This is a genomic window from Stenotrophomonas sp. YJH_SMC_138, assembly GCF_059369855.1.
Window position 1 is genome coordinate 380157 of the sequence record NZ_JCAFTB010000001.1, and the last position, 25817, is coordinate 405973.

The window sequence follows — 25817 nt, forward strand, 5'->3', positions numbered from 1 at the left end:
GAACTGGAGCGGGCGATGGGAATCGAACCCACGTCAGTAGCTTGGGAAGCTACAGCTCTACCATTGAGCTACGCCCGCAGTGCGCGGTGAAAGTCTATGCGGTTGGGCCAGTGTTGCGCAATGGCAGCATGCCGCAATGGGGTCAGAGCCGTTTCCTGGCGGAAACGGATCCGACCCCCGGCGCAACAGGTCGGGGCCCTTTCCTTGCGGAAAGGGATCCGACCCCAGCGGGTGCTGCTTAGAACGTGCCGCTGAAGTTGGCGAACAGGGTAGCGTCCTGCGCGCGCTTCTGGCCGGTCGAAGCGCTCAGGCCGAAGTTGCTCTGCAGGCCAAACAGCTCGGTGCGGGCGCCCAGCACGACGGTGGCGTAGTTCTTGTCGAACTTCAGGCCGGGCACGCGGTAGTTGCCCAGTTCCGGCAGGGTCTGCAGCCAGGCGCTGGCCTGCTTGGTGTCCTCGAACTCGTGATCGTAGGTCACCTGCGCGTACGGCTTGACGGCGCCGCCATCGAAGCGGGCCTGCCAGCCGAGGCGGCCGACGGTCGAATCGACGTTCTGGCGGTCATAGCCCAGTGCGGTGGCCAGGGTGCCGGCCGCGGCGCTTTCGGTGTAGCCGTCGATCTTCACCTTCTGCCAGATCACCGAGGCGATCGGGCCGTGGCGGAAGCCGCCTTCGGTGCCGAACTCGTAACCGGCGTTCAGGGCCGCGGTCAGGTTGCTGCCGTCCGGCGAACCACCATGCTCACGGGTGGCCGGGCCCAGCTGGACCTTGCGGTTCACGTCATAGGACAGCCAGGTGTAGCTGACCTGGCCGTTCACCCAGATGCGGTCGCCATACCAGCCGGCGAACAGACCGGCGGTGGTGTCCTTCTGGGTGAAGTCGCCACGGCTGTTGCCGAAGTCGGCGCTGAGGCGGCCGAAGCCGGCGAAACCGCCGAACACCATGCCGTCGCGGGCCCAGTCGATACCGAACAGGCCGGCCGGGGCCAGGCCGTCGTACAGGTCGGCGTGGTCGTAGCGCTGCAGGTCGCCACGCACGCCCCCCCACCAGGACAGGCCGTCAGCCGGCCGACCACCCAGGTGCATGCTGACCTGGTCGGCACGCGAGCGGCCGATGGTCTGTGCCGAGTGGCTCAGCACCTGCTGCAGGCGCGGGCCTTCCAGCACCGAGACCGCGTACTGGCCCAGCAGCTGATGACCGGCAGTGGTCGGGTGCACGCCATCGGCAAACAGGTAGGTGTTGGCCGCATCCGGGCTGACGTAGCTAGTCGGGTTGCAGGTCAGGATGCTCTGCGTCGAGTTGGCCGGATCGATCTTGCAGGCGGTGCTGGTGACGTTGGTGAAGCCGTACATGCCCGGGTTGGCGGTCACTTCACGCAGGATGCTGAAGGTGTCGAGCGGAATGAACTCGATGCCCGCCTGCTTCAGACCACCGTACAGGGCCTTGTTGTAACCGGCCGACAGTGCAGTGGCGGCGGCGGCGTTGGGGCCACGGAACTGCGGAGTGATGCCCACGTCCGGCAGATTCGGCACGAGCACGTACTGGGCACCGGCCTGCTTCAGGGCGCCCACCAGCGCGATCTGGTCGGTGACCGCGGCGCCGATGATGCCCTGCACCTGGGCCTGCGAGGCACCACCGGCCGCTGCGCGCGTGGCCGCGAACAGATCATTGGCACCGCCCCATACGGTGTACAGGGCATTGGCGTCAGCCTTGCCACCATTCGCAGCAAGGTAACGGGTCGCCTGCGACTTCAGCGACGGAATGGCTCCGAGGCCACCCGCTTCGTCGGCCGATACACGGGCGCCGCCGACGGCGTAGTTGTCACCGTTCTGGCCATTGCCGTTGGGCGTGCCGTTGAGGCCGTAGTAGTTGGCGACCTGCTGCGCCCACACCCAACCCGGGTTGGTGGTGAACTGGCCGGTCACCGGACGCACATCGGCCGGCAGCAGCGGGCGGAAATAGCCAGCGTCGGTCAGGCTGTCACCGAAGAACACGGCCTTGGAATAGGGGGATTCGCCTGCCATGGCCGGAAGCGCGGCCAGCGCGATCGCGGCCGCCATCAGGGAGCGGATCGGGCGTTTGCTGAGCAGCATGTAAAAAACTCCTGTGGGGATATCGTTGAGGACCCGGCGGACGTACGCCGGCGCACGGTGAATGGTTCCACTGCGCCGCGTTTTGCTCACGCTGCGCCGCCGCATGGATTGTCGCCTGAGGGCGCTGGACCACGCTGTGCCGGGGCTGGCGATCAACGAAATTTGCAAGGGTTCCGATCCGCGCAGGCCATCGGCGACAATGCGGCGATGAACATCCAGCTCAACGGCGAACCCCGTACCCTGCCCGCTTCGGCGACCCTCCACGACCTGCTGCAGGCCGAGCAGCTGCTGCAGCGCCGGGTGGCGGTGGAGGTCAACGGCGAGATCGTCAGCCGCAGCCGCCATGGCGAGCACGTCCTGGCCGAAGGCGACGTGGTGGAGATCGTGCACGCGCTGGGCGGGGGCTGAGGCCTGCGCGGGTGTTCAGGGGTCAGATCCCTTTGCCGATGGCAAAGGGATCTGACCCCACGCTCGACCCCGCCCTCTGCGTGACCCCATCTTCAGGCGGATAAGCGATAATCGCGCCATGAACGTTCATGTCTCCCCCGATTCGCTGGTGATCGCCGGCAAGACCTATGGCTCGCGGCTGCTGACCGGCACCGGCAAGTTCAAGGACCTGGAAGAAACCCGCCTGGCCACCGAGGCCGCTGGCGCCCAGATCGTCACCGTGGCCATCCGCCGCACCAACATCGGGCAGAACCCGGGCGAGCCGAACCTGCTGGACGTGCTGCCGCCGGAGCGCTTCACCATCCTGCCCAACACCGCCGGCTGCTACACCGCCGAGGACGCCGTGCGTACCTGCCGGCTGGCCCGTGAGCTGCTGGACGGCCACACCCTGACCAAGCTGGAAGTGCTGGGCGACCAGAAGACCCTTTACCCGGACGTGATGCAGACCCTGAAGGCCGCCGAGCAGCTGGTCAAGGACGGTTTCGAGGTGATGGTCTATACCTCCGACGACCCGATCCTGGCCAAGCGCCTGGAAGAGATCGGCTGCGCTGCGGTGATGCCGCTGGCCGCGCCGATCGGCTCGGGCCTGGGCATCCAGAACAAGTACAACCTGCTGCAGATCATCGAAGACGCCAAGGTGCCGATCATCGTTGATGCCGGCGTCGGTACCGCTTCGGATGCGGCGATCGCGATGGAGCTGGGCTGCGACGGCGTGCTGATGAACACCGCCATTGCGGGTGCGCGCAGCCCGGTGCTGATGGCCAGTGCGATGCGCAAGGCGGTCGAGGCCGGTCGCGAGGCCTTCCTTGCCGGGCGCATCCCGCGCAAGCGCTACGCCAGCGCCTCCTCGCCGGTGGATGGGCTGATCGGCTGATGACCAATCCTTTTGACAGCGCCGGTTCCAAGGCCCCGCCCAAGCCCTTCACCGTGAGCGAGGGCCGCCGCGAGGTGCGCAGCTTCGTGTTGCGCCAGGGCCGCTTCACCCCTGCCCAGCAGCGCGCGTTCGACGAACGCTGGCCGCGCTTCGGCATCGATTACAACGGCCAGCTGCGTGACCTGGACGCCACCTTCGGCCGCCCGGCACACAAGGTGCTGGAAATCGGCTTCGGCAACGGTGCCGCGCTGCGCTTCGCCGCCCAGCACGACCCGTCGCGCGACTACATCGGCATCGAGGTGCACGCCCCGGGCGTGGGCCGTCTGCTGAACGCGCTGGCCGACGACAACGCCGACCACGTGCGCCTGTACCACCACGATGCGGTGGAAGTGCTGCAGAACGAGATCGCCGACGGCGCGCTCGATGAAGTGCGCATCTACTTCCCGGACCCGTGGCACAAGAAGCGCCACAACAAGCGCCGCCTGCTGCAGCCGGCGTTCGCCGAACTGCTGGTGCGCAAGCTGCGCCCGGGTGGCCGCCTGCACTGCGCGACCGACTGGGAAGACTACGCCGAGCAGATGTGGGATGTGCTCGATGCCACCGCCGGCCTGGTCAACCGTGCCGGCCCGCGTGGCAGCGTGCCGCGCCCGGACTGGCGCCCGCAGACCCACTTCGAGACCCGCGGCCAGAAGCTCGGCCATGGCGTCTGGGACCTGCTGTACGACCGCACCTGACGATCGCCTGAGGACGCCGCGCCCCACATGGATACCGCGCTGACGCTGACCAACGACATGAAGCTCGTGCTCGGGCTGGTCGGCTTCACGATGGCGATGTTCCTGTTCGAGCGCATCCGCGCCGACGTGGTCGCGCTGGTGGTGCTGGTGGTGCTCGGTGTCACCGGACTGATCGCGCCGGAGGAAATCTTCGGCGGTTTCTCCGGTAACGCGGTGATGAGCATCATCGCCACCACCATCCTCGGTGCGGGTCTGGACCGCACCGGGGCGCTGAACCGGCTGGCCGCCTGGCTGCTGCGGCGCGGCCACGGTGTCGAGCAGCGGCTGCTGATGATGACCACGGCCATCGCCGGCCTGAACTCATCCTTCATGCAGAACCCGTCGGTGATGGCGTTGTACCTGCCGGTCGCCTCGCGACTGGCAGCGCGCACCGGGCTGACGATGCAGCGCCTGCTGCTGCCGATCTCGGCGGCGATCGTGATGGGCGGCGCGCTGACCATGGTCGGCAATTCGCCGCTGATCCTGCTGAACGATCTGCTGGCCTCGGCCAACAACAACCTGCCCTCCGGCCTGGCCACCATCGAGCCGCTGCGCATGTTCGCGCCGCTGCCGATCGGCGTGGCACTGCTGGTCGCCTCGCTGCTGTACTTCCGCTACTACGGCGACCGCAAGCTGATCGAGGAAGAAAACCTGGTCAACGACGGGGTCACCCCGGCGCGAACCGAGAGCTACTTTGCCAAGACCTACGGCATCGAAGGCGATGTGTTCGAGCTGGTGGTCAGCGCCGAAAGCCCGCTGGTCGGCATGACCCTGGGCGAGGCCGAGACCCTGCACGATGCGCCACTGCTGCTGGCCCTGAAGACCGGCAATGACACCCGCCTGGCGCCGCCGGCGGAGATGCGCATCTGGGTCGGCAGCGTGCTCGGTGCGATGGGCCCGCGCCAGCAGATCAGCGACTTCGCGCAGAACCAGTTCCTGCGCATGTCCTCGCGCCTGAAGCACCTGGGCGACCTGTTCAACCCCAGCCGCGCCGGCATTTCCGAGGCGGTGGTGCCGCCGACCTCGAACGTGATCGGCAAGAGTGCGGCCGACCTGCGCCTGCGCAAGGAGCGCGGCATCAGCCTGCTGGCGATCAACCGCGACAAGCAGGTGATCCGCGAGGACGTGCGTGACGTGCAGCTGCGCGCCGGTGACATGCTGGTGTTCCACAGCATCTGGACCGACCTGGCGCAGGCTGCCAAGAGCCGCGACTTCGTGGTGGTGACCGACTACCCGACCGGCGAGCAGCGCCCGCACAAGTTCAAGATCGCGATGGCGATCTTCGCGTTGACCATCCTGATCGCGCTGACCAGCAAGCTGCCGGTGGCGCTGACGCTGATGACCGGCGTGGCCGGCATGCTGCTGACCGGCGTGCTGCGCATGGACGAGGCCTATGCCTCGATCAACTGGAAGACGGTGTTCATGATGGCCGGGCTGATTCCGCTCGGCTGGGCGATGGACTCCAGCGGTGCGGCCGCGTGGGTAGCCGGCCATACCATCGACAAGCTGCCGACCGGCATTCCGGTGTGGGTGCTGGAGGTGGCGCTGGCGCTGCTGACCACGGCGTTCTCGCTGGTGATCAGCCATGTGGGCGCGACCATCGTGATGGTCCCCATTGCGGTGAACCTGGCACTGGCGGCGGGTGGCAACCCGACCGCGTTCGCGCTGATCGTGGCGCTGTCGGCGTCCAACAACCTGATGACGGCCTCCAACCCGGTGATCTCGATGATCACCGGCCCGGCCAACTACACCCCGCGCGAGATGTGGCGGGTCGGCGGCCCGTTGTCGCTGATCTACACCTGCGTGGTGGTGCTGATGATCAACCTGATGTTCTGAGGGTTGGGGTTTGTTGGCAGGGCTGCGCCCTGCACCCGCCGAATCAACGTCAACGTCAAAGGCTGGCATTCGGTGGCATGGCAGGTTGCCGCGATCTGTCAGAACGGCGTCGTGCATCGCTTTGGTAGGTGTCGACCTTGGTCGACACGGCTTTTGTAGCGTCGAGCCATGCTCGACTGCTCCTGGCGTGATGGGGTCAGAGCCGTTTTCCTCCGGAAAACGGATCCGCCCTCTAGCCGGCCTCAGGCCAGGTAGACCTGCCCGTCGCGCACGTCCATCGGCACCGCGCGCAGGCGGTCGCCCTTGCACGGGCCGGCGATGCAGTCGCCACTGTCCAGCGCGAACGACGCGCCATGCGCGGCGCACACCAGGTGGCCCTCGCGGCTCTTCAGGAACTGCCCCGGCGCCCAGTCCAGGCGGCGGCCGGCATGCGGGCAGATGTTCAGGAATGCGCGCACCTGCGCGCCATCGCGGTACAGCACCAGCGATTCGGCATCGCCATCGACCACCGCTTCGACCTCGGCAAACGCGCCATCGGCAATGGCATCCAGGGCGATCAGGGCAGCAGCGGCAGTCATGGCGAAGGCTCGTACGGTAAACCCGCATTGTCGCATGCCCACTCAGGTGACTGGCTGCGACATGAACACAAGTCATTGATCCGTAATAAGCACAGGCTATATTTAACGAGTTTTTCACTCAATGACAGTGGCGCGTCCCGATACTCTGGTTTCGCTGATCCCAGCCTATCGAGCCGCCATGTTCAATCGCGCATCCGCCTTCAACCAGTTCCGCACCCTGTTCGCGCCGCGCAAGCCGCGCCACCCGCTGGTGCGCGTTGCCGTGGGCCTGCTTGGCCTGGCGATCCTGGCCGCGATGGTGTTCATCGGTGTGTTCGTCGGTGCGGCGATGATCCTGGTCGGCCTGGCGTGGAAGCTGCTGGCCTCGCGCAAGCCGGGTGTTGCCCGCCCGGTCGACCCGACCGTGGTCGAAGGCGAGTACCGCGTGGTACGCAAGCCGGTGTTGCCGGCCTCGCGCTGATCCACCTCCTGCGCGCCCGCTGACGGCGGGCGCCATGCGTTCTAGACTGCGGGCACGCCCTTCCTGGATGCCCGCATGTCCGATGTCTCCGATGTGATCCCTGCCGTAGCCCTGCCGCGTGTGCCGGTAGCCGGTGGTGGCAGTTTCCCCGTGCACCGCATCTACTGCGTCGGCCGCAACTTTGCCGACCACGCCCGCGAAATGGGTGCGGCAGTGCCGGCGGCCGATGACCGTGGCCGCCCGATGTTCTTCAGCAAGCCGGCCGATGCGATCGTGGTCGGCCACGACGATGCAATCCCCTACCCGCCAGCGACCGCCAACCTGCACCACGAAGTGGAGCTGGTGGTGGCGATCGGCCGCGATGCGCCCGTCGGCGAGCTGGCGGTGGCCGATGCCGACGCACTGGTCTACGGCTATGCCGTCGGCCTGGACCTGACCCGCCGCGACCTGCAGGCCGCCGCCAAGGACAAGGGCCACCCGTGGGACGCGGCCAAGGGCTTCGATGCCTCCGCGCCGATCAGCGAAATCGTCCACGCCGAGGAAGTCGCCGACCTGGCCGCGCTGAACCTGTCGCTGGAGGTCAACGGCGAGGTGCGTCAGCAGGCTCTGCTCGACCAGATGATCTGGAACGTGCCGGAGATCCTGCATGAGCTGTCCAAGCTGTGGCAGCTGCGTGCCGGCGACCTGGTGTTCATGGGCACGCCGTCCGGCGTGGCCGCGCTCAAGCCCGGCGACCGCTTCAGCGCGCGCCTGGAAAACGTGGCCGAGCGCCACGGCGTGATCGCCGGCTGACATCACCTGCGCTACCCTGCGCGCTGTCCACTTCCCCACCGGAGAAAAACAACAATGGGAATGCTCACCGAGTTCAAGGAATTCGCGATGCGCGGCAACGTCATCGACCTCGCCGTCGGCGTGGTGATCGGCGCGGCCTTCGGCAAGATCGTGACCGCACTGGTCGAGAAGATCATCATGCCGCCGCTGGGCTACCTGATCGGCCGCGTGGACTTCTCCAGCCTGGCCTGGACGCTGTCGCCAGCCCGGCTCGGACCGGATGGCAAGGAGATCCCGGCGGTGGTGGTTGGCTACGGCGACTTCATCAACACCGTCATCCAGTTCGTGATCGTGGCTTTCGCGATCTTCATCGTGGTCAAGGCGATCAACCGCCTGTCGCGCAAGAAGGAAGCGGCACCGGCGGCGCCGGCCGAAGAAGTGGTGCTGCTGCGCGAGATCCGCGACAGCCTGAAGAAGTAAGGATACCGGGCGCCTATGGGCGCCCCTCCCACCTGTAGAGCCGAGCCCACGCTCGGCTGATCTGCAAAAGGCAGCCGAGCATGGGCTCGGCTCTACAGAAGCAGGCGAAAGCCCCGCTCCGGCGGGGCTTTCGCTTTGCTGCATCTGGCGGAAAACAGCATCCGCGCCAGCCATGACCTCCCGCCCATGCGCCGGGCTGAACGACTGTTAAGCTCCAAGGCTTAGGTCCCTTCCCGGAGTTGTCCATGCGTCGCCGCGTCCTTGCCATCGCATCCTCCCTCGCCCTGTTGGCCGCCCCGGCCTTCGCGGCACCGCGCACCACCACCCTGCCCCCCGCCTCGCTGGCGACCGCCGCGCAGCTGCGCGACCAGGCGCTGGCCGATGACACCGGCTGGAAGGTGGTCGAGTCGCTCACCACCGAGATTGGTCCGCGCATCGCCGGCAGCGAAGCCGATGCCCGCGCCGTTGCCTGGGCCGAAGCCAAGTTCAAGGCCCTGGGCTTCGACAAGGTCTGGAAGGAGCCGGTGACGTTCCCGAAATGGGAGCGCCGCAGCGAACACGCCGCCGTGACCGGCAGGAACCCGCAGCCGCTGCAGATCACCGCACTGGGCGGCAGCCCGGGTGGCACCGTGGAAGCCGAGGTGGTGCGCTTCGCCGACCTGGCCGCGCTGCAGGCCGCACCGGCAGGTTCGCTGAAGGGCAAGATCGCCTTCGTCGATTACCAGATGCTGCCCTTCCGCGATGGCCGCGATTACGGCCGCGGCGGTGCGATCCGCAGCAAGGGCCCATCCGAAGCCATCCGCAAGGGCGCGGTCGGCTTCCTGATGCGCTCGGCCGGTACCGACTCGCACCGCGTGCCGCACACCGGCATCACCCGTTTCGATGACGGCCTGACCCCGGTGCCGTCGGCCGCGCTGTCGGTGCCCGATGCCGACCAGCTGGCCCGCCTGCTGGCGCGTGGCAGCACCACAGTGAAGGTGGCACTGGATTGCGGCTGGGACGGCACCGCCACCTCGTACAACGTGATCGGCGAGATCTCCGGCCGCAGCCTGCCGAAGGAAGTGGTGGTGATCGGTGGTCACCTGGATTCGTGGGACCTGGGCACCGGCGCCGTGGATGACGGCGCGGGCGTGGGCATCACGATGGCCGCCGGCCACCTGATCGGCCAGCTCAAGCAGGCACCGAAGCGCACCATCCGCGTGATCGCCTTCGCCAACGAGGAACAGGGCCTCTACGGCGGCAAGGCCTATGCCGAGGCACACGCCAAGGACGTGGCCCTGCACCAGCTGGCCGCCGAGAGCGACTTCGGCGCAGGCCGCATCTATGCCTTCAATACTGGTTCACCGAATCCGGAAGGCTCACGTGAAGCGACGAAGCAGATTGCCGAAGTAATGAAGCCGCTGGGCATCGAGTACCAGGCCGACAAGGGTGGCCCGGGCCCCGACGTCGGCCCGCTGGCCGCCAAGGGCGGTGCGTGGGCGTGGCTGGCGCAGGATGGCTCGGACTACTTCCACCTGCACCACACCGCCGACGACACGCTGGACAAGATCGACCCGAAGGCGCTGGCGCAGAACGTGGCCGCGTATACCGTGTTCGCGTACCTGGCGGCGGAAGCCGACGGCAGCTTTGGCAGCGAGGCCAAGGCGACCACGCCGCCGAACGAGTGATGCGGTGACACAGGGGGTCAGAGCCCTCGCCCTTGGCGAGGGATCTGACCCCTGATCGTATTAGCTCTCCCAGACCCGGGTGTTGCTTACCCCGATCGTCTGCGGCTTGAACAGCGGATCACGCTGCTTGCGCTTCTGCGCCTCGTAATCGCGCAGTGCGGCCAGGGCAGGCCTTTGCAACAGCAGGATAGCGATGATGTTCAGCCAGCTCATCAGGCCGACGCCGATGTCGCCCAGCGACCAGGCCACTGTGGCACTGTTCACCGCCGAGTAGCCGGTTGCCGCCAGGAACAGCAGCTGGAAGCCGCCCATCACCCAGGGCGTCGGCCGATCACGGCACAGATAGCTGACGTTGGTCTCGGCCATGTAATACAGCGCCAGGATGGTGGTGAACGCAAACGGCAGGATCGCCAGCGCCACGAACGAACGGCCGAAGCCCGGCAGCGTCGATTCCACCGCGTGCTGCACGAAGCGTGGCCCGGCTTCGATACCCGGCAGATTGCCCAGCAGCAGGCGCGCCTCATCCGGAATACTGTTCACCGCCGGGTCGTAGACGTTGTACAGGCCGGTGGACAGGATCAGGAAGGCGGTCGCACTGCACACCACCATTGTGTCGATGTAGACCGAGAACGACTGCACCAGGCCCTGCTTGACCGGATGCGAGACTTCCGCGGCGGCGGCCGGATGCGCACCACTGCCCATGCCGGCCTCGTTGGACAGCACGCCACGGCGCACGCCCCACTGGATGGCGGTGCCGATCATCGCGCCGAACGCCGCATCCACGCCGAATGCACTGCGCAGCACCAGCATGATCACCTCCGGCACCCTGTCCGCGTTGAGCACCATCACCAGCGCCGCGACCAGCAGGTAGGCCACGGCCATCAGCGGCACCACCCATTCGGCCACGCGCGCAATGCGCCGCACACCGCCGATGAGGATGGCACCCAGCACCACCAGCAGAACCGCCGTGGTGGTCATCACCGGCACGTCCCAGGCTTCGTTCACCGCACTGGTGATCGCATTGGACTGCGTGCCGGCCAGCATCGCGCCCGCCAGCACCGTCACCAATGCGAACAGCACTGCATACCAACGTTGGCCGAGGCCCTTTTCGATGTAGTACGCCGGGCCACCCCGGTATTGTCCTTTGCCGTCGCGCTCCTTGTAGATCTGCGCGAGCGTGGACTCGATGAAGGCGCTCGAGGCGCCGAGGAAGGCGACGATCCACATCCAGAAGATCGCGCCGGGCCCGCCGAAGGCGATGGCCATGGCGACGCCGGCGATGTTGCCCACGCCCACGCGGCTGGACAGCGAAAGGGACAACGCCTGGAACGGCGACACGCCGGCATCGGAGCGCTCATGGCGGAACATCAGGCGCAGCATGTCCGGCAATGCACGCAGCTGGATGAAGCGCGTGCGGACGCTGAAGTACAGGCCGGTGAGCAGGCACAGCACCACCAGGTAGGGGCTCCAGACGACGCCAAGGATCGCGTTGACGATGGATTCGATGTTCATCGGCGGCCCCTCAGAAGAACATGCCCAGGGCGACCTGGGGGCTGATGATGCGGCCGGTGTTGCGGCCGGCCACGCTGAACTCGACGCCGGCGATCAGGCCCAGTGACGGGCTGAAGTGGTACTCCACGGCCGGCGCCAGAGTGACGCTGCGGCTGGCCGGGCGATGCTCGTCGATGCGTTCGAAACCACCGCTGGCGTTGCGCGCGAAACCCCTCAGGCGCTGGCCGGTCTCGCGGCTGGCGGCCACTTCCATCACGCCCACCCAGCGCGGATTGAAGCTGTACTCGGCGCCGACCGACAGGCCCAGCACCGACCCCCGGGAGATGTGCCCCTGGAAGCTGTCGTCGGTGCCGTAGACGCTGGCCCCGGAGATCGCCGTCCGCGACGGCGCAGGCCCGGCGCCAAGCTGGGCACGCCAGCGCAGCGGGCGGTCGTTACCCAGCCAGACCACCTGCTGCACGCCCAATGCGGCAGTGGTGCGCTGCACACCGTCGCCCTGCGCATCGAGCGGATTGCCGGTGATGCGGTCATGGCTGCCGGTGCTGAAGCGCTGCACCAGCGCGACCGAGATGGCCGGACGCGTGCCATCGGCATTGGGCGCCTGCAACAGGTACTGCAGGCGCGCGGTGGTGTCACCGGCACGGAAACCACTGCTGCGCGCGCCGCCCTGTTCAGCACGCGATGCACTGAGATTGACCTGCCCCATCACCCGGTCGCTGAAGCCGTAGATGATCGGTACCACCGTTGCCCATGCGCCGCTGCGTTGCCCACTGCGGCGGCGATGGCCGCCATCGTCGTAATGATCGCGGCTGTCGATCCGCACCAGATAGGGTTCGATGTACCAGTTGCCCTGCGGCAGGCCAGCCGGGTTGGGGGTGATCAGCGGCCCGGTGAAGTTGACGCCGTCCAGGCTGCGTTCGCTGGCTGCGGCACGGCCGTTGGCAAGGACGCTGGTCAGGACCAGCAATGCGATGAGGATACAGCGTGGGTGATGCATGGCAGCCTCTTCTGGACAACGTGGGATGGAGTTCCACCCTGCGTTGCCGGAAGCGGCTGACCAATAAGGAAACTTTCAAAACATCATGCGCGCTTGACGCAATTACGGACCCTGGAAGGGGTCAGAGCCCTCGCCTGCGGCGAGGGATCCGACCCGGGATACCGGATCAGCCGCGGCGACTCGCCCACTGCGCCAGCAGTACCGCCGTGGCCGAGGCCACGTTCAGGCTCTCCACCGCGCCGCTGCCGGGAATCGAGACCTGCTGGTCGCACGCTCCCGCCAGGCTGCGGTCCATGCCCTCGCCTTCGGCGCCCATCACATACACCAGGCGGGCCGGCAGCGAGGTGCGGAACACGTCGTCACCGCCCTCCACCAGGGTCGCCGCCAGGCCGAAGCCGGCCGCACGCAGCTGCGTCATCGCCTGGGCGGTCTCCGGCAGCTGCACCAGCGGCACCGCTTCTGCACCGCCCTCGGCCACGCGCGCGGCGGCACCGGACAGCGCCAGCGTGCTGCCGGCCGGCAGCAGCAGCGCCTTGGCGCCGAAGTGTGCGGCCGAGCGCAGGATCGCACCGAGGTTGTGCGGGTTGCCCACGCCATCAAGCCACAGCGCCAGCGCCGGGCCGTCGCCGACCTGCTCCAGCCACTGCGCCAGCGGCAGCGCCGGTGCGCGCAGCACATCGGCCACCACGCCTTCGTGGTGGGTGGTGCCGGCAAGCTTGTTCAGATCGCCGTCTTCAACCACGCGATACCCCACGCGGTTGGCCACGCACCACTTCAGCAGCGGCTGCAGGCGCGGAATGCGCGCCTCCAGCAGGTACAGCTTGCGCAGCGCCTGTGGCCGCGCTTCGAACGCGGCCAGCACGGCATTCAGGCCGTACAGGCGCAGCTCGTCGCTGCCACCGCGCCCACCACCGCCCGTGGCCGGCACCTCCGGGCGCGGCAACGGCGTTGCGCGCGGCGGACGGGCGGACGGGCGGCGGTTGTTCCAGGGGTTGTTCACTTACACACTCTCCTGCTTGCGCTGGCGCCAGAAATCGGCGTTCTTGATGCCCAGGGCATCAGGGTCGAACACCGGATCCAGGCCCAGCTTCTTCTGTCGTTCGTAGTCACGCAGGGCCAGCATCGCCGGCTTCTGGATGATGAGGATGGCAATGATGTTCAGCCAGGCCATCAGGCCGACGCCGATGTCACCCAGCGCCCAGGCCAGGGTCGCATTATGGAACGCGCCGAACACCACCATGCCGATGATGCCCAGGCGCAGCACCAGCACGGTCAGCGGGCGCTTCCTGTTGTGGTTCACATAGCTGAGGTTGGTCTCGGCCATGTAGTAGTACGCCATGATGGTGGTGAAGGCGAAGAAGAAGATGGCGATCGACACGAACGCCGAACCCCAGCCCGGCAGCACCGCTTCCACGCCGGCCTGGGCGTAGCCCGCACCTTCGGGAATGCCGGCCAGGCCCTGGAAGATCGGCGGGGCGCCGGCGCCTGCCGCCGAATACACGTTGTAGGTACCACTGGCCAGGATCAGGAACGCGGTGGCGGTGCACACCATCATGGTGTCGAAGTAGATCGCGAAGGCCTGCACGTAGCCCTGCTTGGCCGGGTGCGAGACTTCCGAGGCGGCCGCTGCATGCGGGCCCGAGCCCTGGCCGGCTTCGTTGGCATAGATGCCGCGCTTGATGCCCCACTCTACCGCCAGGCCCATCATCGCGCCGAACGCGGCGTGGGTACCGAAGGCGCTGCTGAAGATGATGTTGAACATCTCCGGCACGCGGTCGTAGTTGATGATCATGATGATGATGGCCATCAGGATGAAACCGGCGGCCATGAACGGCACCACCACTTCGGCGAAGTTGGCGATGCGCTTGACGCCACCGAAGATCACCACGCCCAGCAGCAGCGCCACCACGATGCCGATGCCCAGCTTCAGCGCCTGCACCGATTCCATGCCGAAGGCCTGGCCATCGAGCGGACCGCACAGCGCGGTGCCACGGCAGGCGTTGATGATGCTGTCGGCAATGGCGTTGGCCTGTACGCCCGGCATCAGGAAGCCGGCGGCGATGATCGTGGCGATGGCGAAGGCCAGCGCGTACCACTTCAGGCCCATGGCCTTTTCGATGTAGTACGCCGGGCCACCGCGGTAGCGGCCTTCGGCGTCCTTGGTCTTGTAGATCTGCGCCAGGGTGCATTCCACATACGACGTGGACGCGCCGAGGAAGCCCATCACCCACATCCAGAAGATCGCACCGGGGCCGCCGAAGGCGATGGCCGTAGCCACGCCGGCGATGTTGCCGATGCCCATGCGGCCGGCCATCGACATGGCCAGGGCCTGGAACGAGGACACGCCGGCGTCGGATTTCTCACCCTTGACGGTGAGGCGGCACATCTCGAAGAAGCCGCGGATCTGCATGAAGCGCGTGCGCAGGCTGAAGAACAGGCCGGCGCCCAGGCACACGAAGATCAGTGCCTTGCTCCAGATGATGCTGTTGATGAAGTGTACGGTTGCTTCCACGCGCGCTCTCTCCAGTCGGCGGGTTGTAAGGACGTCCCGTCGGCTGGAAGGGACCGGTCGATTCTCCCTGATCGCAGGCCGCTGCGGTAGCGCTGTTTTGTAGAGCCGAGCCCATGCTCGGCTTGGCCCCCCGAGGGCAGCCGAGCATGGGCTCGGCTCTACAGCGGCCAGCCCGCGTGTTCACGGCAGCTGGGTGCGTACCCGGGCGAAACGGCGAAGGTCGTGCAGCACGCCGCGCTTGTAGACCGCGCAGCGCTCCACGCCCTCCTCCTGGAAGCCGTTCTTCTCCAGCACCCGCGCCGAGCCGAGGTTGAAGTCGACGACCGTGGCCTGCAGCCTGAACAGGCGTAGCTCGTCCATCACCCACGGTGCGAACAGCCCGACCACACGGGTCATCACGCCCTGCCCCCAATAGGCCTGGCCCAGCCAGTAGCCCAGTTCGGCGGTGTGCCCACGCTCGGCCATGCCCTGCTGGGCAGCGACGCTGCCGCAGGCCTGGCCGTCGATCTCGATGGCCAGATTCAGGGTTCCGGGGGCCAGCACGCGGCCGGCGAGAAAGGCCTCGCCATCGGTGCGCGTGTACGGGTACGGGAAACGGTCGCGCAGGCCGCGCGACACCTCGGGATCGTTGGCGTGGCGCAGCAGCGATTCCAGATCATCCGGGCGCCAGGGGCGCAGCTGGAAGCCGTCGCCTCGAAGTGGCGTCAGAGCCCTTTCCCTTTGGGAAAGGGGTCCGACCCCGTCAGCGAGGGACCCGATCCCGTCGGTGTGCCGGTCAGGCATGGCCGCCCACCGACGGCGATTCCGCTTCCTGCTTCTCCAGCTCGCGCTTCACCGCTTCCGGCGAACGGGTGTACGGGGCAAGCCGCGCGTAGAACGCCGGCACCACGAACAGCGACAGGAAGGTCGAGAGGGTCACGCCGAAGATGATCACGATGCCGATCGTGCCACGGCTGGCCGAACCGGGACCACCGGCCACCACCAGCGGAATGGCGCCGACCACGGTGGCGATCGAGGTCATCAGGATCGGGCGCAGGCGCACCATCGCCGATTCAATGATCGCCTCGCGCACGCTGCGCCCATCGTCGCGCAGCTGGTTGGCGAATTCGACGATGAGGATGCCGTTCTTCGCGGCCAGGCCAACCAGCATCACGATGCCGATCTGGCTGAACAGGTTCACCGTACCGCCACTCACCCACAACCCGACCAGCGCGCCGAGCACGCCCAGCGGCACGGTCAGCATGATGGTGAGCGGGTGGATGAAGCTCTCGAACTGCGCGGCCAGCACCAGGTAGACCACCAGCAGGGCCATGGCGAAAGTGAGCAGCACGGCGCCACCGGCGCTCTGGTACTCGCGCGATTCACCCTTCCAGTTCACCTGCGCGTACTGCGGCAGCTCTTCCTGGGCCACGTTCTGCGCCCAGGCAATGGCCTCGCCCAGCGGATAGCCCGGCGCCAGGCCGGCACTGATGGTGATCGAGCGCAGGCGGTTGAAGCGGTTCAGGGTGCCGGCCTCGGCCACTTCGCTCAACGTGACCAGGTTGGACAGCGGCACCAGTTCGCCAGAGGTGGCGCGCACGCGGATCGCGGCCAGGTCGGCCGGGCTGGCGCGACCGTCACGTCCGGCCTGCACCAGCACGTCGTACTCCTCGCCGTTGTCGACGAAGGTGGTGACGCGGCGCGAGCCCATCATGGTTTCCAGCGCCGAACCGATCGCGGTGACCGGCACGCCGAGATCGGCCGCACGCTGGCGGTCGATGTTGACCCGCATCTGCGGCCGGGTTTCCTTGTAGTCCGAGTCGGGGCCGACCAGGCCGGGGTTGTCGGCCATGCGCAGCAGGATGCGGTCGCGCCACTGCGCGATCTCCGCGTATTCCGGCCCACCCAGCACGATCTGGAACGGCTGCCCGCCGCTGCGCACCAGGCCGCCACCGACCTGGGTACGCACACGCACGCCACGGATGGTGTCCAGTTCCTTCTGCAGTTCGTTGGCCACGTCCGGCGTGGCCTCGCTGCGCTGGCGCCACGGCTGCAGGAAGATGCTGACGCGGCCGGTGTGCATTTCCTCGCTGGCACCGAAGCCACCGGGCACGCGCGGGTTGGCACGCACGATCGGCTTGTCCGGGCCGACATGCGGGGCCAGCAGCGCCTCCACCTGCTGCACCTGCTGCACGGTGTAGTCGTAGCCGGCACCTTCCGGGCCGTCGATCATGATCTGGAACGAACCGCGGTCTTCGGCCGGCGCAAGTTCCGAGGGCAGCAGCTTGAGCAGGCCCCAGCTGGCGACCAGCGCGCCCACCATCACCAGCAGGTAGATCCAGGTGCGGTCGACATGGTGATCGAGCACCCGCCCATAGGCACCCGCGAGGCGTTCCAGGTTGCGGTTGATGAAGCCGTGCAGGCCACGTGGCGCCTGCCCGGTGTGCGGCTTGAGCAGCTTGGAGGCCATCATCGGCGTCAGTGTGAGCGCCACGAACGCGGACAACGCCACGGCGGCGGCCAGCGCCACTGCCAGCTCGCGGAACAGGCGCCCGGTGTTGCCTTCCAGGAAGCCGACCGGCAGGAACACTGCCACCAGCACGGCGGTGGTGGCGATCACCGCGAAGGCGACCTGCGCGGTGCCGCGCTTGGAGGCCACCAGCGGTGGCTCACCCAGGTCGATGCGGCGCTGCACGTTCTCCACCACCACGATCGCATCGTCCACCACCAGGCCGATGCACAGCACCAGCGCCAGCAGGGTCAGCAGGTTGATCGAGAAATCGAACGCGTACAGCGCGATGAACGCCGCGACCAGGCAGACCGGCACCGTCACCGCCGGGATCAACGCGGCGCGGAAACTGCCGAGGAACAGCCAGATCACCGCCAGCACCAGGATCATCGCCTCCACCAGCGTGGCGTAGACGCGGTCCACCGCCGCTTCGATGAAGGTGGTGTTGTCGAAGGCGACGAAGATCTGCGTGCCCTTGGGCAGGGTCAGCGCCACCCGCTCGGCTTCAGCGCGCGCGGTACGCGCCACGTCCAGCGAGTTGGCCGTGGAGGTCTTGACGATGCCCAGGCCGATGCCCGGTTCGCCGTTGCTGCGGTAGTACGCGCGGCGTTCGGCCGAGGCCAGCTCGATCTTCGCCACGTCGCCCATGCGCACCACGTAACCGTCGCGGCCCTTGCCCAGCGGGATGGTCGCGAAATCTTCGGGCTTGATGTAGTTGCGCTCCACGCGCAGGGTGAAATCACGGTCGGTCGACTCGATGCGGCCGGCCGGCAGCTCCACGTTCTCGTTGCGCAGCGCGGTTTCCACGTCGCCGGTGGTCAGCCCGCGTGCGGCCAGCTGGTCCCGGTCCAGCCAGATCCGCATCGCATAGCGCTGGCGGCCGCCGATGCGGACCTGGGCCACGCCATCGAGGCTGGAAAAGCGATCGACCACGTAACGGTCGGCGTAGTCGCTCAGCTCCAGCGTGTCCATGGTCGAGGAGACCATGTTGAACCAGATGATGGGGTCGGCATCGCTTTCGACCTTGGCGATCTCCGGTGGCCGCGCCTCTTCCGGCATGCGGTCGGCCACGCGGCTGACCGCATCGCGCACGTCGTTGGCCGCCGCTTCGATATCGCGGTTGGAGGTGAACTCGATGCTGACCTGCGAGCGGCCGTTGGTGCTGCGCGCGTTGATCGTATCGATGCCTTCGATGCCGGCCAGCGCATCTTCCAGCACCTGGGTGATGCGGCTTTCAATGACCGCCGCCGAGGCGCCGGTGTAGTCCACCGAGACCGAGACGATCGGCGGGTCGATGGCCGGCAGTTCGCGCAGGGTCAGGCGGGTGAAGGACATCACGCCCAGCACCAGCAGCAACAGGCTCATCACCACGGCGAACACCGGCCGCTGGATGGAGATGTCGGACAGCTTCATCCGCCGTGGCCCTCGGCCGCGGCCGGCGCAGCGTCTTCAGCGGGCTTTGCACCACTGGCGGGCGCTGCGTCCTTGGCGGCAACCTTCAGGCCCGGACGCAGCTTGCCGGTGCCATCGACCACGATGCGCTGGCCCGCTTCCAGACCCTGCCTGATCTCGACCACGCCGGCACGGCGCGCGCCAGTTACCACGTCCACACGCTCGACGCTGTCGTCAGCCTTGATGCGGTACACGAAGGTATCGCGACCGACCTGCACCACGGCGATTTCCGGAATCACCAGCGCCGGGCGCTCGGGGCGGAACAGGCGCACGTCCAGCAGCATGCCAGGACGCAGCGCATGGTCGCCGTTGGCAAAGTCGGCGCGCACGGTCACGGCACGGGTGGCCGGGTCGATGCGCGCATCGATGGTGCTGACCACGCCCTCGAAGGTGCGGCCCGGCCAGGCCACGCTGGTGGCGCTGACCTTGTCACCGACGCCCAGCGCAGCCAGTTCCACTTCAGGCACCTGGAAATCGATGTGCATGTGCTCGATATCGTCGAGCGTGGCGATGACCGTGGTCGGGGTCACCAGCGAGCCAGGGCTGACCTGGCGGATGCCGAGCACGCCGGCGAACGGCGCGCGCACACGGCGATCACCGATGTCTGCCTGCATCTGCATCACGCGCGCTTCGGCGGCATCGCGGATCGACTTCTGCGTATCCAGCGTGGCGCTGGACACCAGCCGCTGGGCGGCCAGCTCGCGCTGGCGCTTGTACAGCTGATCGGCTTCATGGAAGGTCGCCTGCGCCTGCACCAGTGCGGCCTCCTGGGCCTGCCCACGCAGGGTCACGATCGGCGCACCGGCAGCAATGTGCTGGCCGCTTTCGAAATGCACTTTCTCGACGATCTCACTGACCTTGGCGGTCACGCTGATCGATTCGCGCGCCTTGGCCGTGCCAAGCGCCTGCAGGGTGTCGCTCCACTGACGGGACTGCACGACCTGCGCAGTGACCGGCACCGCTTCTCCCTGCCGACGCGCGGCGGCCTCCTGTTTGCCTGCGCACCCGGCCAGCACGGCCAGGCTGAGGCCAAGGGCCAGGGTCGAAGCGATACGAGCCAACATGAACGGTCCAAATTGATCCACGGCCGCCGAGTGTAGGCAAGTGCCCCTGAAAGCGGTATGTGCCAAGCGTTTACCAGCGTGGAACCAGGGCTGCGATAGCGCCTTGAACCCATTCCGTGCAAGGCTGCCATGGGCAGTGTCGGCGTGTATCGGGGTGTATCCCGTCGTGCACCACCGGGTCAGTCATCGTAGAGTCGAAGCTGCCCGACGGAGGGCGTCGGGCGGGGACGGATCCTGGCGGGGATCCGGCCCCGTTTTTTTTTACACCCGGCGGATCAATACCGGTAGTTCAGCTTCATCCACACGCTGCGCCCCGGCTCGTTGATGCGCACCAGGTCGGCCGGGAAGCCGAAGTCGGCGCTGCCGGCCAGGTTCAGGTGCTCGCTGTAGGCGCGGTCGAACAGGTTGTCGACGCCTGCGCTGAGCTGCAGTTGCGAACCGAAACGGTACGCCGCGTTGAGCGCGAAGGTGGCAAAGCCCGCGCTCGGCCCGAGATCCTGCGCGACCACGTTGCCCTGGCCATCTGCGACACGATGCTGGTGGGTCACCGCGCGCAGCAGCGCACCGGCGCTCCAGCGCTGGCCTTCCCAGTTCGCACTCAGGCGCGCTTCCAGCGGCGGCATCTGCGGCAGCGGACGCTGCTGGTCGCGGTTCTCGCCCCAGGCATAGGCCAGCGTGCCACCCAGCTTCCACTGTTCGGCCACGCTCACTTCCAGCCCCGCCTCGGCACCGGCGATGCGCGCATCGACGTTGCTGGCCTGGCTCATCCCCATCGCGCCGCTGCGGTGGTAGGTGAACAGGATGTAGTCCTGGATCTGCCCGGCGTACGCCGAGACCCAGGCCTGCACGCGCGGTCCCTTGTACTGCAGGCCAGCGTCGAGCTGGGTGGTGCGCTCGGGCTGGATGCCGGCAAACGCGTTCACCGCATCGGCCGGGCCGTGGTCGGGCGAGAACAGCTCCCAGTAGTCGGGCATGCGTTCACTGTGGCCGAGGCCGGCGTACCAGGTCAGGCCGTCGGCCAGGTCCTGCTCGTAGCGCAGGAAGCCACTGCCGAGCCATTCCTTGCGACGCTGGCCCGCAGTCGGATTGGGCATGTTGCCCATCATTCCGCGGAGCGACTGCCGCTCGTCGCGCACGCTGGCGCGATCGATGCGCAGGCCGCTGATCCAACGCTGATCGGTGCCGGCGCCGAGGGTCAACTCGGTGAACACGCCATAGCGGCGGAAGTGGGCATCGGTCTCCCACGCCACCTGGCGATAGGTGCCGCGGCCCATGCCCATGCGCCCACGATGGCGGCTGTCTTCGCCGTCCACGCCAGCCACCAGCTGCACGTCCTGCCAGCGCCACTCGGAACTGACCCGGCCGCCCTGGGTACGGCGATCCACGTTCGAAGCCATCGGCATCGGCATCATGCTGTTCGGGTTCGGCGCACGCAGCGTATAGTTGTCCATCACGTGATCGGCCTCGTTGTAGTACACGTTGGCCTGCACCGTGTCCCACGCACCCGGCAGGTTGCGCTTCTCGAAGCGCGCGGCATAGCTGGTGCGTTCGAACGCGGCCCCGTCCATGCCGCGTCCCGCATAGCGTGCGATCGCATCTCCGGCACCGGCAGAAATTTCCAGCAGCGTGTCGGCATCCGGCGTCCAGCCGATCGCCACGTCACCGTTCCACTTGCGCCACTTCGATGGCACCACATCGCCGTGGCCGTCCTTGTAGTCATCGGCTTCGGAACGGTTGCCACTGGCGCGCACATAGCCGGTCGGGTTGCCCAGGGTCAGGTCCAGCACCTGGTCGTTGCGGTTGCGCGAACCGACCAGCGCACTGGCATCGGCACGCAGGCCCGGCTCTTCGAAACGCGGTGTATCGCGCTCGAAGCGTACGGTGCCAGCCGAGGCACCTGCGCCCCAGCGCACGCTCTGCGGGCCCTTGATGATGGTCAGCCGGTCGAAGCTTTCCGGCGCGATGTAGGACAGCGGATTGTCCATGCGCGACGGGCAGGCACCGATCAGGTTGCCGTCATTGCTGAGGATGTTCAGGCGCGAACCGAACATGCCGCGCAGCACCGGGTCACCGTTGGTGCCGCCGTTGCGGATGGCGGAGAAACCGGGAACGGTCTTCAGGTAATCGGCGCCATCACTGGCGGGTACCGGCTGCCGCGGCAGGCGTGGGTCGGTCACCCAGTGCAGTGGCGAGGACGGTGCGGCAGCGGTGACCACCAGGGTGTCGAGGGTACGCGCCTCTTCGGCGGGCGCGGCATGGGCGAGCGTTGCAGCTACGGCCAGGCCAAGGGCAACCGGCAGGCGCGCACAGGCGCCCGCGGGGCGGGAAGTCATTTTCATCGGAACAGCTCCAAGGTACGCACGCGCGCACGGCGCCCGGTCAGGCGTCGTGCGGCAGATTCGACAGGGACATCAGCGAACGATGGAGAAAGGCGGCGGCCCACGCGCGGCATGCGCCGGCCAGCACAGCGCGGGCAGCACCTGCCGCGACCAGGGGAACACCAGCCGCGGCCGCCACAACAGCGGCAACAGCAGCACCAGCACGGCCAGCCACGGCAGCAGGCGCATCGCCAGCACGCAGTATTCGCAGGCTTCGCCGTGCATGGCGTGGGGATCGGCCGGTGGGGCCGGATCCCTCTGCCCATGCAGAGGGCTCTGACCCAATCCGGCACCATCATGATGCATGTGTGCGTGGTCCATGCCGGCCATCGCAGCGTGGCCCACCGATGGCGCCTTCAGCGCGCGGCTGACCAGCGGCGCAAGCACCATCAGCAGCGTCGCCAGGACGGCAAGCTGGAGCAGAAGGCGCTGCGGGCGGGACAGCCGGGTCATCCCGCTAGTGTAGAGCCGGGTCCAGGGTTGCCCGTGCGACGAACCGTCGCAGGAGGGGTTTATCGGCAGGGCTGCGCCCTGCACCTGCAGAGGCCACGTCCACGGCAAGAGCCGAAGCAACAGCAAAAGCAAAAGCTGGCTTCCTGTTGAATGGCGGGGCGGGTCCGGTTGCGGGAGACGCCGTAAACCCATCCATGGGGGCTTGGCCGCGGCATCCATGCCGCGGACACTCCCGCAACCGGACCCACCCCGCCTTCGACAGTTTCCTGCGGTCTGTTGGAACGGCTTTGGGGTCAGATCCGTTTTCCGAAGGAAAACGGATCTGACCCCAGATGTATTTCGATATCTGACAGCTTTCATCCACGCATGGCGTGGATCTACCGTGTCGACCAAGGTCGACACCTACCAACAGCCGCGAAGATCTGTCAGAGGTGGGGCGGTGTGGGCAGACAGGACCGTTGGCGCCATGGATGGCGCCATCGAGCCCCCAGGGATGGGTTTACGGCGTGTCCTGCCTGCCCACACCGCCCCGCCTCCCACGGAAGCCAGCTGTTGCTTCGGCTGTTGCCATTGATTCGGCAGGTGCAGGGCTGCAAGCCCTGCTCGCCCCCCTCACACCGTGATGGTCTGGGTCAGTGATTCCCAGGTCGGTGGCACCGGCCACGCGGCCGCCTGGTTGCCATCCAGCACCCGCCGCAGGTCGCGCGGATCGATCTGCGGTGCCAGCACATGCACCAGTTCCAGCGCGTAATCACGCAGCACGCGGTCGCGCGGCAGCACCGCCCAGGCGATGCACTCGCTGATCGGGTCCGGCGCCGGCCACGACCTCAGGTCTTCGTCGTTGGAACTGACCGCCATTTCGGCCAGCAGGCCCACGCCCAGGCCGGTACGCACATAGGTCTTGATCAGATCGGCATCCAGCGCGGTCAGCGCCAGATCCGGCACCAGCCCGTTGGCGGCAAACGCACGCTGCAGCGACGAATTCGGGCGGGTCGAGGATTCGTAGCTGATCAATGGTTGCCGGGCCAGCGCGGCCAGGTCCGGTGCACGCCCGGCGCGGTCCAGCGGGTGGCCCTTGGGCACCACCACCAGGCGTCGCCAGCGGAACAGTGGCACCGCGATGCCATCGGTGGGCTCTCCCCCAGCGGTGCTGATGATGGCGATATCCGCGTCACCCTGGTTCAAGCGATCCAGCGCGTCGGCTTCACCGGCCTGCTGCAGGTGCACGCTGACCTGCGGGTAAGCCTGCTTGATCGCCGCCACCGCCGGCGGCAGCACGAAGCGCGCCTGGGTGTGGGTGGTGGTCAGGATCAGCTGGCCCTGGCTCTCGCGCCGCTGGTTGGCCGCGTAGGTGCGGATGTTGTTGGCCTCGGCCAGCACGGCGCGGGCGCGGGCGATCACCTCGGTCCCGGCCGGGGTGACCGACTCCAGGCTGCGGCCCTTGCGCACGAACAACAGGAAACCCAGCTCGTCCTCCAGCTGCTTGAGCTGCTTGGACAAGCCGGGCTGGGTGGCATGCACGCGCGAGGCGGCCAGCGTGATGTTCAGCTCGGCGTCGGCGATGGCAACCAGGTAGCGCAGCTGGGTCAGCGTCATGGGCAGGCAGGCGGCGTGGGGCGGAGGTCCACTCTAGGGTCAATTGCCGTCACCAGCTTATAACCAAAGGTTGTTTAAGAAAGGTATCTGGTCATTTCCGGGCGTCATATGCCGGCGCTACGGTCAGCCGGCAGCCGCTGGCCTGAACAGCCAGCCCTCCCCCTTCGCCCGCCGAAGCCCGGCGCGGCCCCGTTTCCGGAGCGCTTCCATGGCCCTGTACGACTCCATCCTCGACACCGTCGGCAACACCCCAATCGTCAAGCTGCAGCGTCTGGCACCGCCGCAGGTCAGCGTTTACGCCAAGGTCGAGTCGTTCAATCCGGGCGGCTCGGTCAAGGACCGCCTGGCTTTGGCGATCATCCTCGACGCTGAAGCGCGTGGCCTGCTCAAGCCGGGCGACACCATCGTGGAGGCCACCTCGGGCAATACCGGCGTGGCACTGGCGATGGTCGCCGCAGCGCGCGGCTACAAGTTCGTGGCGACCATGGTCGAGACCTTCTCGGTCGAGCGCCGCAAGCTGATGCGTGCCTATGGTGCCAAGGTGATCCTGACCCCGGCCGCCGAACGCGGCAGCGGCATGGTGCGCAAGGCAGCCGAACTGGCCGAACAGCACGGCTGGTTCCTGGCCAGCCAGTTCGCCAACCCGGCCAACCCGGCCTATCACCGCAACACCACCGCCGCGGAAATCCTGCGCGACTTCGCCGGCAAGCGGCTGGACTATTTCGTCAGCGGCTGGGGCACCGGCGGCACGCTCACTGGTGTGGGCGAAGTGCTGAAGGTCGCGCGCCCGCAGACCCGCATCATCGCCACCGAGCCGGCCGGCGCCGCCCTGCTCAAGGGCGATGACTGGAAGCCGCACAAGATCCAGGGTTGGACCCCGGACTTCGTGCCGGACGTGCTCAACCGCGATGTGGTGGACGAACTGGTCTCGGTCGAAGATGACCGCGCGATCGCCACCGCGCGCCGCCTGGCCGCCGAGGAAGGCATCTTCGTCGGCATCTCTGCCGGTGCCACCGTGGCCAGCGCGCTGGACGTGGCTGCCCGCGCCGAACCCGGCTCGGTGATCCTGGCGATGCTGCCGGACACTGGTGAACGCTATTTCTCCACACCGCTGTTCGCCGATGTCAACGAAGGCTCCGACGACGACTGGCTGGCCGGCCTGCCGTAAACCGCCCGGGGTCGGATCCCTTTGCCGCAGGGAAAGGGCTCTGACCCCACCCGCGTGGATCAGCGACAGGGGTCAGAGCCTTTCCCATGCGGGAAAGGATCTGACCCCGTTCTGCTTCAGCCTGCGTGAAGGCGTCGCCCGCCATCGTGCGTGAAGGCCGTCGGATCGCAGCGCGTGAGACGGTCATGACGCAGTATCGATGCCCTGTCCCCTACCGTG

General features: G+C 67.4%; 21 protein-coding genes and 1 tRNA gene. 9 read left to right on the forward strand and 13 right to left on the reverse strand.

Annotated features, from left to right (window positions below; translation table 11 throughout):
• Window positions 1-4 precede the first annotated feature (4 nt).
• Window positions 5-78 (reverse strand) — tRNA-Gly (locus AC5P7I_RS01685).
• Between the two features lie 160 nt (window positions 79-238).
• Window positions 239-2092, reverse strand: a complete 1854-nt coding sequence (locus AC5P7I_RS01690) for an autotransporter outer membrane beta-barrel domain-containing protein (protein ID WP_197557077.1) — start codon at window positions 2090-2092, stop codon at window positions 239-241.
• Between the two features lie 207 nt (window positions 2093-2299).
• On the opposite strand from AC5P7I_RS01690, the gene thiS reads away from it, so the two are divergent.
• The 4 genes from thiS to AC5P7I_RS01710 all read left to right on the forward strand — a co-directional run bounded on the left by thiS (window position 2300) and on the right by AC5P7I_RS01710 (window position 6022).
• Window positions 2300-2500, forward strand: coding sequence for a sulfur carrier protein ThiS (gene thiS, locus AC5P7I_RS01695; RefSeq protein WP_005418796.1), 201 nt, complete (start codon window positions 2300-2302; stop codon window positions 2498-2500).
• A gap of 118 nt (window positions 2501-2618) precedes the next feature.
• On the forward strand, window positions 2619-3413 hold the full coding sequence (locus AC5P7I_RS01700) for a thiazole synthase (RefSeq protein WP_075076065.1): 795 nt from the start codon (window positions 2619-2621) through the stop codon (window positions 3411-3413).
• On the forward strand, window positions 3413-4147 hold the full coding sequence (trmB, locus tag AC5P7I_RS01705) for a tRNA (guanosine(46)-N7)-methyltransferase TrmB (protein ID WP_075076064.1): 735 nt from the start codon (window positions 3413-3415) through the stop codon (window positions 4145-4147). Before AC5P7I_RS01700 ends, trmB begins: the two co-directional genes overlap by 1 nt.
• Before the next feature lie 27 nt (window positions 4148-4174).
• A complete protein-coding gene (locus AC5P7I_RS01710) occupies window positions 4175-6022 on the forward strand; it encodes an SLC13 family permease (RefSeq protein WP_032957191.1) in 1848 nt (615 codons plus the stop codon).
• Between the two features lie 242 nt (window positions 6023-6264).
• Here AC5P7I_RS01710 and AC5P7I_RS01715 read toward each other — a convergent pair whose 3' ends face one another.
• Window positions 6265-6600 (reverse strand): Rieske (2Fe-2S) protein, encoded by a 336-nt coding sequence (locus AC5P7I_RS01715; RefSeq protein WP_049440406.1) that lies wholly within the window; start codon window positions 6598-6600, stop codon window positions 6265-6267.
• Window positions 6601-6778: 178 nt separating this feature from the next.
• Here AC5P7I_RS01715 and AC5P7I_RS01720 point away from each other — a divergent pair, with 178 nt between their 5' ends.
• From AC5P7I_RS01720 to AC5P7I_RS01735, 4 genes are all read left to right on the forward strand, one after another.
• Window positions 6779-7060, forward strand: a complete 282-nt coding sequence (locus AC5P7I_RS01720; RefSeq protein WP_005410817.1) for a hypothetical protein — start codon at window positions 6779-6781, stop codon at window positions 7058-7060.
• A gap of 75 nt (window positions 7061-7135) precedes the next feature.
• Window positions 7136-7852 carry a fumarylacetoacetate hydrolase family protein gene (locus AC5P7I_RS01725; protein ID WP_075076063.1) on the forward strand — a complete coding sequence of 239 codons (717 nt, stop codon included), beginning with the start codon at window positions 7136-7138 and terminating at the stop codon, window positions 7850-7852.
• 54 nt (window positions 7853-7906) lie between these two features.
• Entirely contained in the window at window positions 7907-8311 is a 405-nt protein-coding gene (gene mscL / locus AC5P7I_RS01730) for a large-conductance mechanosensitive channel protein MscL (RefSeq protein WP_005418809.1), read from the forward strand.
• Between the two features lie 245 nt (window positions 8312-8556).
• Window positions 8557-9978: a M28 family peptidase gene (locus AC5P7I_RS01735; protein ID WP_075076062.1), complete on the forward strand. Its 1422-nt coding sequence runs from the start codon at window positions 8557-8559 to the stop codon at window positions 9976-9978.
• A 60-nt stretch (window positions 9979-10038) separates the two neighbouring features.
• Here the strand turns inward: AC5P7I_RS01735 and AC5P7I_RS01740 are convergent, their stop codons facing one another.
• From AC5P7I_RS01740 to AC5P7I_RS01785, 10 genes are all read right to left on the reverse strand, one after another.
• Window positions 10039-11490, reverse strand: coding sequence for an alanine/glycine:cation symporter family protein (locus AC5P7I_RS01740; protein WP_262088093.1), 1452 nt, complete (start codon window positions 11488-11490; stop codon window positions 10039-10041).
• 10 nt (window positions 11491-11500) lie between these two features.
• The gene (locus AC5P7I_RS01745; protein WP_262088094.1) at window positions 11501-12487 is read right to left on the reverse strand and encodes a hypothetical protein; all 987 of its coding nucleotides are present in this window, start codon (window positions 12485-12487) and stop codon (window positions 11501-11503) included.
• 166 nt (window positions 12488-12653) lie between these two features.
• Window positions 12654-13487 carry a TrmH family RNA methyltransferase gene (locus AC5P7I_RS01750; protein ID WP_046432259.1) on the reverse strand — a complete coding sequence of 278 codons (834 nt, stop codon included), beginning with the start codon at window positions 13485-13487 and terminating at the stop codon, window positions 12654-12656.
• Window positions 13488-14999: an alanine/glycine:cation symporter family protein gene (locus AC5P7I_RS01755; RefSeq protein WP_262088095.1), complete on the reverse strand. Its 1512-nt coding sequence runs from the start codon at window positions 14997-14999 to the stop codon at window positions 13488-13490.
• A gap of 180 nt (window positions 15000-15179) precedes the next feature.
• Window positions 15180-15782 carry a GNAT family N-acetyltransferase gene (locus tag AC5P7I_RS01760; protein WP_032957174.1) on the reverse strand — a complete coding sequence of 201 codons (603 nt, stop codon included), beginning with the start codon at window positions 15780-15782 and terminating at the stop codon, window positions 15180-15182.
• The gene (locus AC5P7I_RS01765) at window positions 15775-18900 is read right to left on the reverse strand and encodes an efflux RND transporter permease subunit (RefSeq protein ID WP_262088096.1); all 3126 of its coding nucleotides are present in this window, start codon (window positions 18898-18900) and stop codon (window positions 15775-15777) included. Before AC5P7I_RS01765 ends, AC5P7I_RS01760 begins: the two co-directional genes overlap by 8 nt.
• Window positions 18897-20003: an efflux RND transporter periplasmic adaptor subunit gene (locus AC5P7I_RS01770; protein ID WP_032957171.1), complete on the reverse strand. Its 1107-nt coding sequence runs from the start codon at window positions 20001-20003 to the stop codon at window positions 18897-18899. The genes AC5P7I_RS01765 and AC5P7I_RS01770 overlap by 4 nt, the downstream gene beginning before the upstream one ends.
• Before the next feature lie 275 nt (window positions 20004-20278).
• The gene (locus AC5P7I_RS01775) at window positions 20279-22342 is read right to left on the reverse strand and encodes a TonB-dependent copper receptor (RefSeq protein ID WP_262088097.1); all 2064 of its coding nucleotides are present in this window, start codon (window positions 22340-22342) and stop codon (window positions 20279-20281) included.
• A 72-nt stretch (window positions 22343-22414) separates the two neighbouring features.
• Window positions 22415-22834 (reverse strand): DUF2946 family protein, encoded by a 420-nt coding sequence (locus AC5P7I_RS01780; RefSeq protein WP_049440427.1) that lies wholly within the window; start codon window positions 22832-22834, stop codon window positions 22415-22417.
• Between the two features lie 612 nt (window positions 22835-23446).
• Window positions 23447-24430: a LysR family transcriptional regulator gene (locus AC5P7I_RS01785; protein ID WP_010481448.1), complete on the reverse strand. Its 984-nt coding sequence runs from the start codon at window positions 24428-24430 to the stop codon at window positions 23447-23449.
• A gap of 208 nt (window positions 24431-24638) precedes the next feature.
• Here AC5P7I_RS01785 and cysK point away from each other — a divergent pair, with 208 nt between their 5' ends.
• Window positions 24639-25598: a cysteine synthase A gene (cysK, locus tag AC5P7I_RS01790; protein WP_046432270.1), complete on the forward strand. Its 960-nt coding sequence runs from the start codon at window positions 24639-24641 to the stop codon at window positions 25596-25598.
• Window positions 25599-25817 lie beyond the last annotated feature (219 nt).

Bases quoted from the DNA above. Each gene is read 5' to 3' on its own strand.
- AC5P7I_RS01690 (WP_197557077.1), bottom strand. From the start codon at position 2,092: ATGCTGCTCAGCAAACGCCCGATCCGCTCCCTGATGGCGGCCGCGATC.
- thiS (WP_005418796.1), top strand. From the start codon at position 2,300: ATGAACATCCAGCTCAACGGCGAACCCCGTACCCTGCCCGCTTCGGCG.
- AC5P7I_RS01700 (WP_075076065.1), top strand. From the start codon at position 2,619: ATGAACGTTCATGTCTCCCCCGATTCGCTGGTGATCGCCGGCAAGACC.
- trmB (WP_075076064.1), top strand. From the start codon at position 3,413: ATGACCAATCCTTTTGACAGCGCCGGTTCCAAGGCCCCGCCCAAGCCC.
- AC5P7I_RS01710 (WP_032957191.1), top strand. From the start codon at position 4,175: ATGGATACCGCGCTGACGCTGACCAACGACATGAAGCTCGTGCTCGGG.
- AC5P7I_RS01715 (WP_049440406.1), bottom strand. From the start codon at position 6,600: ATGACTGCCGCTGCTGCCCTGATCGCCCTGGATGCCATTGCCGATGGC.
- AC5P7I_RS01720 (WP_005410817.1), top strand. From the start codon at position 6,779: ATGTTCAATCGCGCATCCGCCTTCAACCAGTTCCGCACCCTGTTCGCG.
- AC5P7I_RS01725 (WP_075076063.1), top strand. From the start codon at position 7,136: ATGTCCGATGTCTCCGATGTGATCCCTGCCGTAGCCCTGCCGCGTGTG.
- mscL (WP_005418809.1), top strand. From the start codon at position 7,907: ATGGGAATGCTCACCGAGTTCAAGGAATTCGCGATGCGCGGCAACGTC.
- AC5P7I_RS01735 (WP_075076062.1), top strand. From the start codon at position 8,557: ATGCGTCGCCGCGTCCTTGCCATCGCATCCTCCCTCGCCCTGTTGGCC.
- AC5P7I_RS01740 (WP_262088093.1), bottom strand. From the start codon at position 11,490: ATGAACATCGAATCCATCGTCAACGCGATCCTTGGCGTCGTCTGGAGC.
- AC5P7I_RS01745 (WP_262088094.1), bottom strand. From the start codon at position 12,487: ATGCATCACCCACGCTGTATCCTCATCGCATTGCTGGTCCTGACCAGC.
- AC5P7I_RS01760 (WP_032957174.1), bottom strand. From the start codon at position 15,782: ATGCCTGACCGGCACACCGACGGGATCGGGTCCCTCGCTGACGGGGTC.
- AC5P7I_RS01765 (WP_262088096.1), bottom strand. From the start codon at position 18,900: ATGAAGCTGTCCGACATCTCCATCCAGCGGCCGGTGTTCGCCGTGGTG.
- AC5P7I_RS01770 (WP_032957171.1), bottom strand. From the start codon at position 20,003: ATGTTGGCTCGTATCGCTTCGACCCTGGCCCTTGGCCTCAGCCTGGCC.
- AC5P7I_RS01775 (WP_262088097.1), bottom strand. From the start codon at position 22,342: ATGAAAATGACTTCCCGCCCCGCGGGCGCCTGTGCGCGCCTGCCGGTT.
- AC5P7I_RS01780 (WP_049440427.1), bottom strand. From the start codon at position 22,834: ATGACCCGGCTGTCCCGCCCGCAGCGCCTTCTGCTCCAGCTTGCCGTC.
- AC5P7I_RS01785 (WP_010481448.1), bottom strand. From the start codon at position 24,430: ATGACGCTGACCCAGCTGCGCTACCTGGTTGCCATCGCCGACGCCGAG.
- cysK (WP_046432270.1), top strand. From the start codon at position 24,639: ATGGCCCTGTACGACTCCATCCTCGACACCGTCGGCAACACCCCAATC.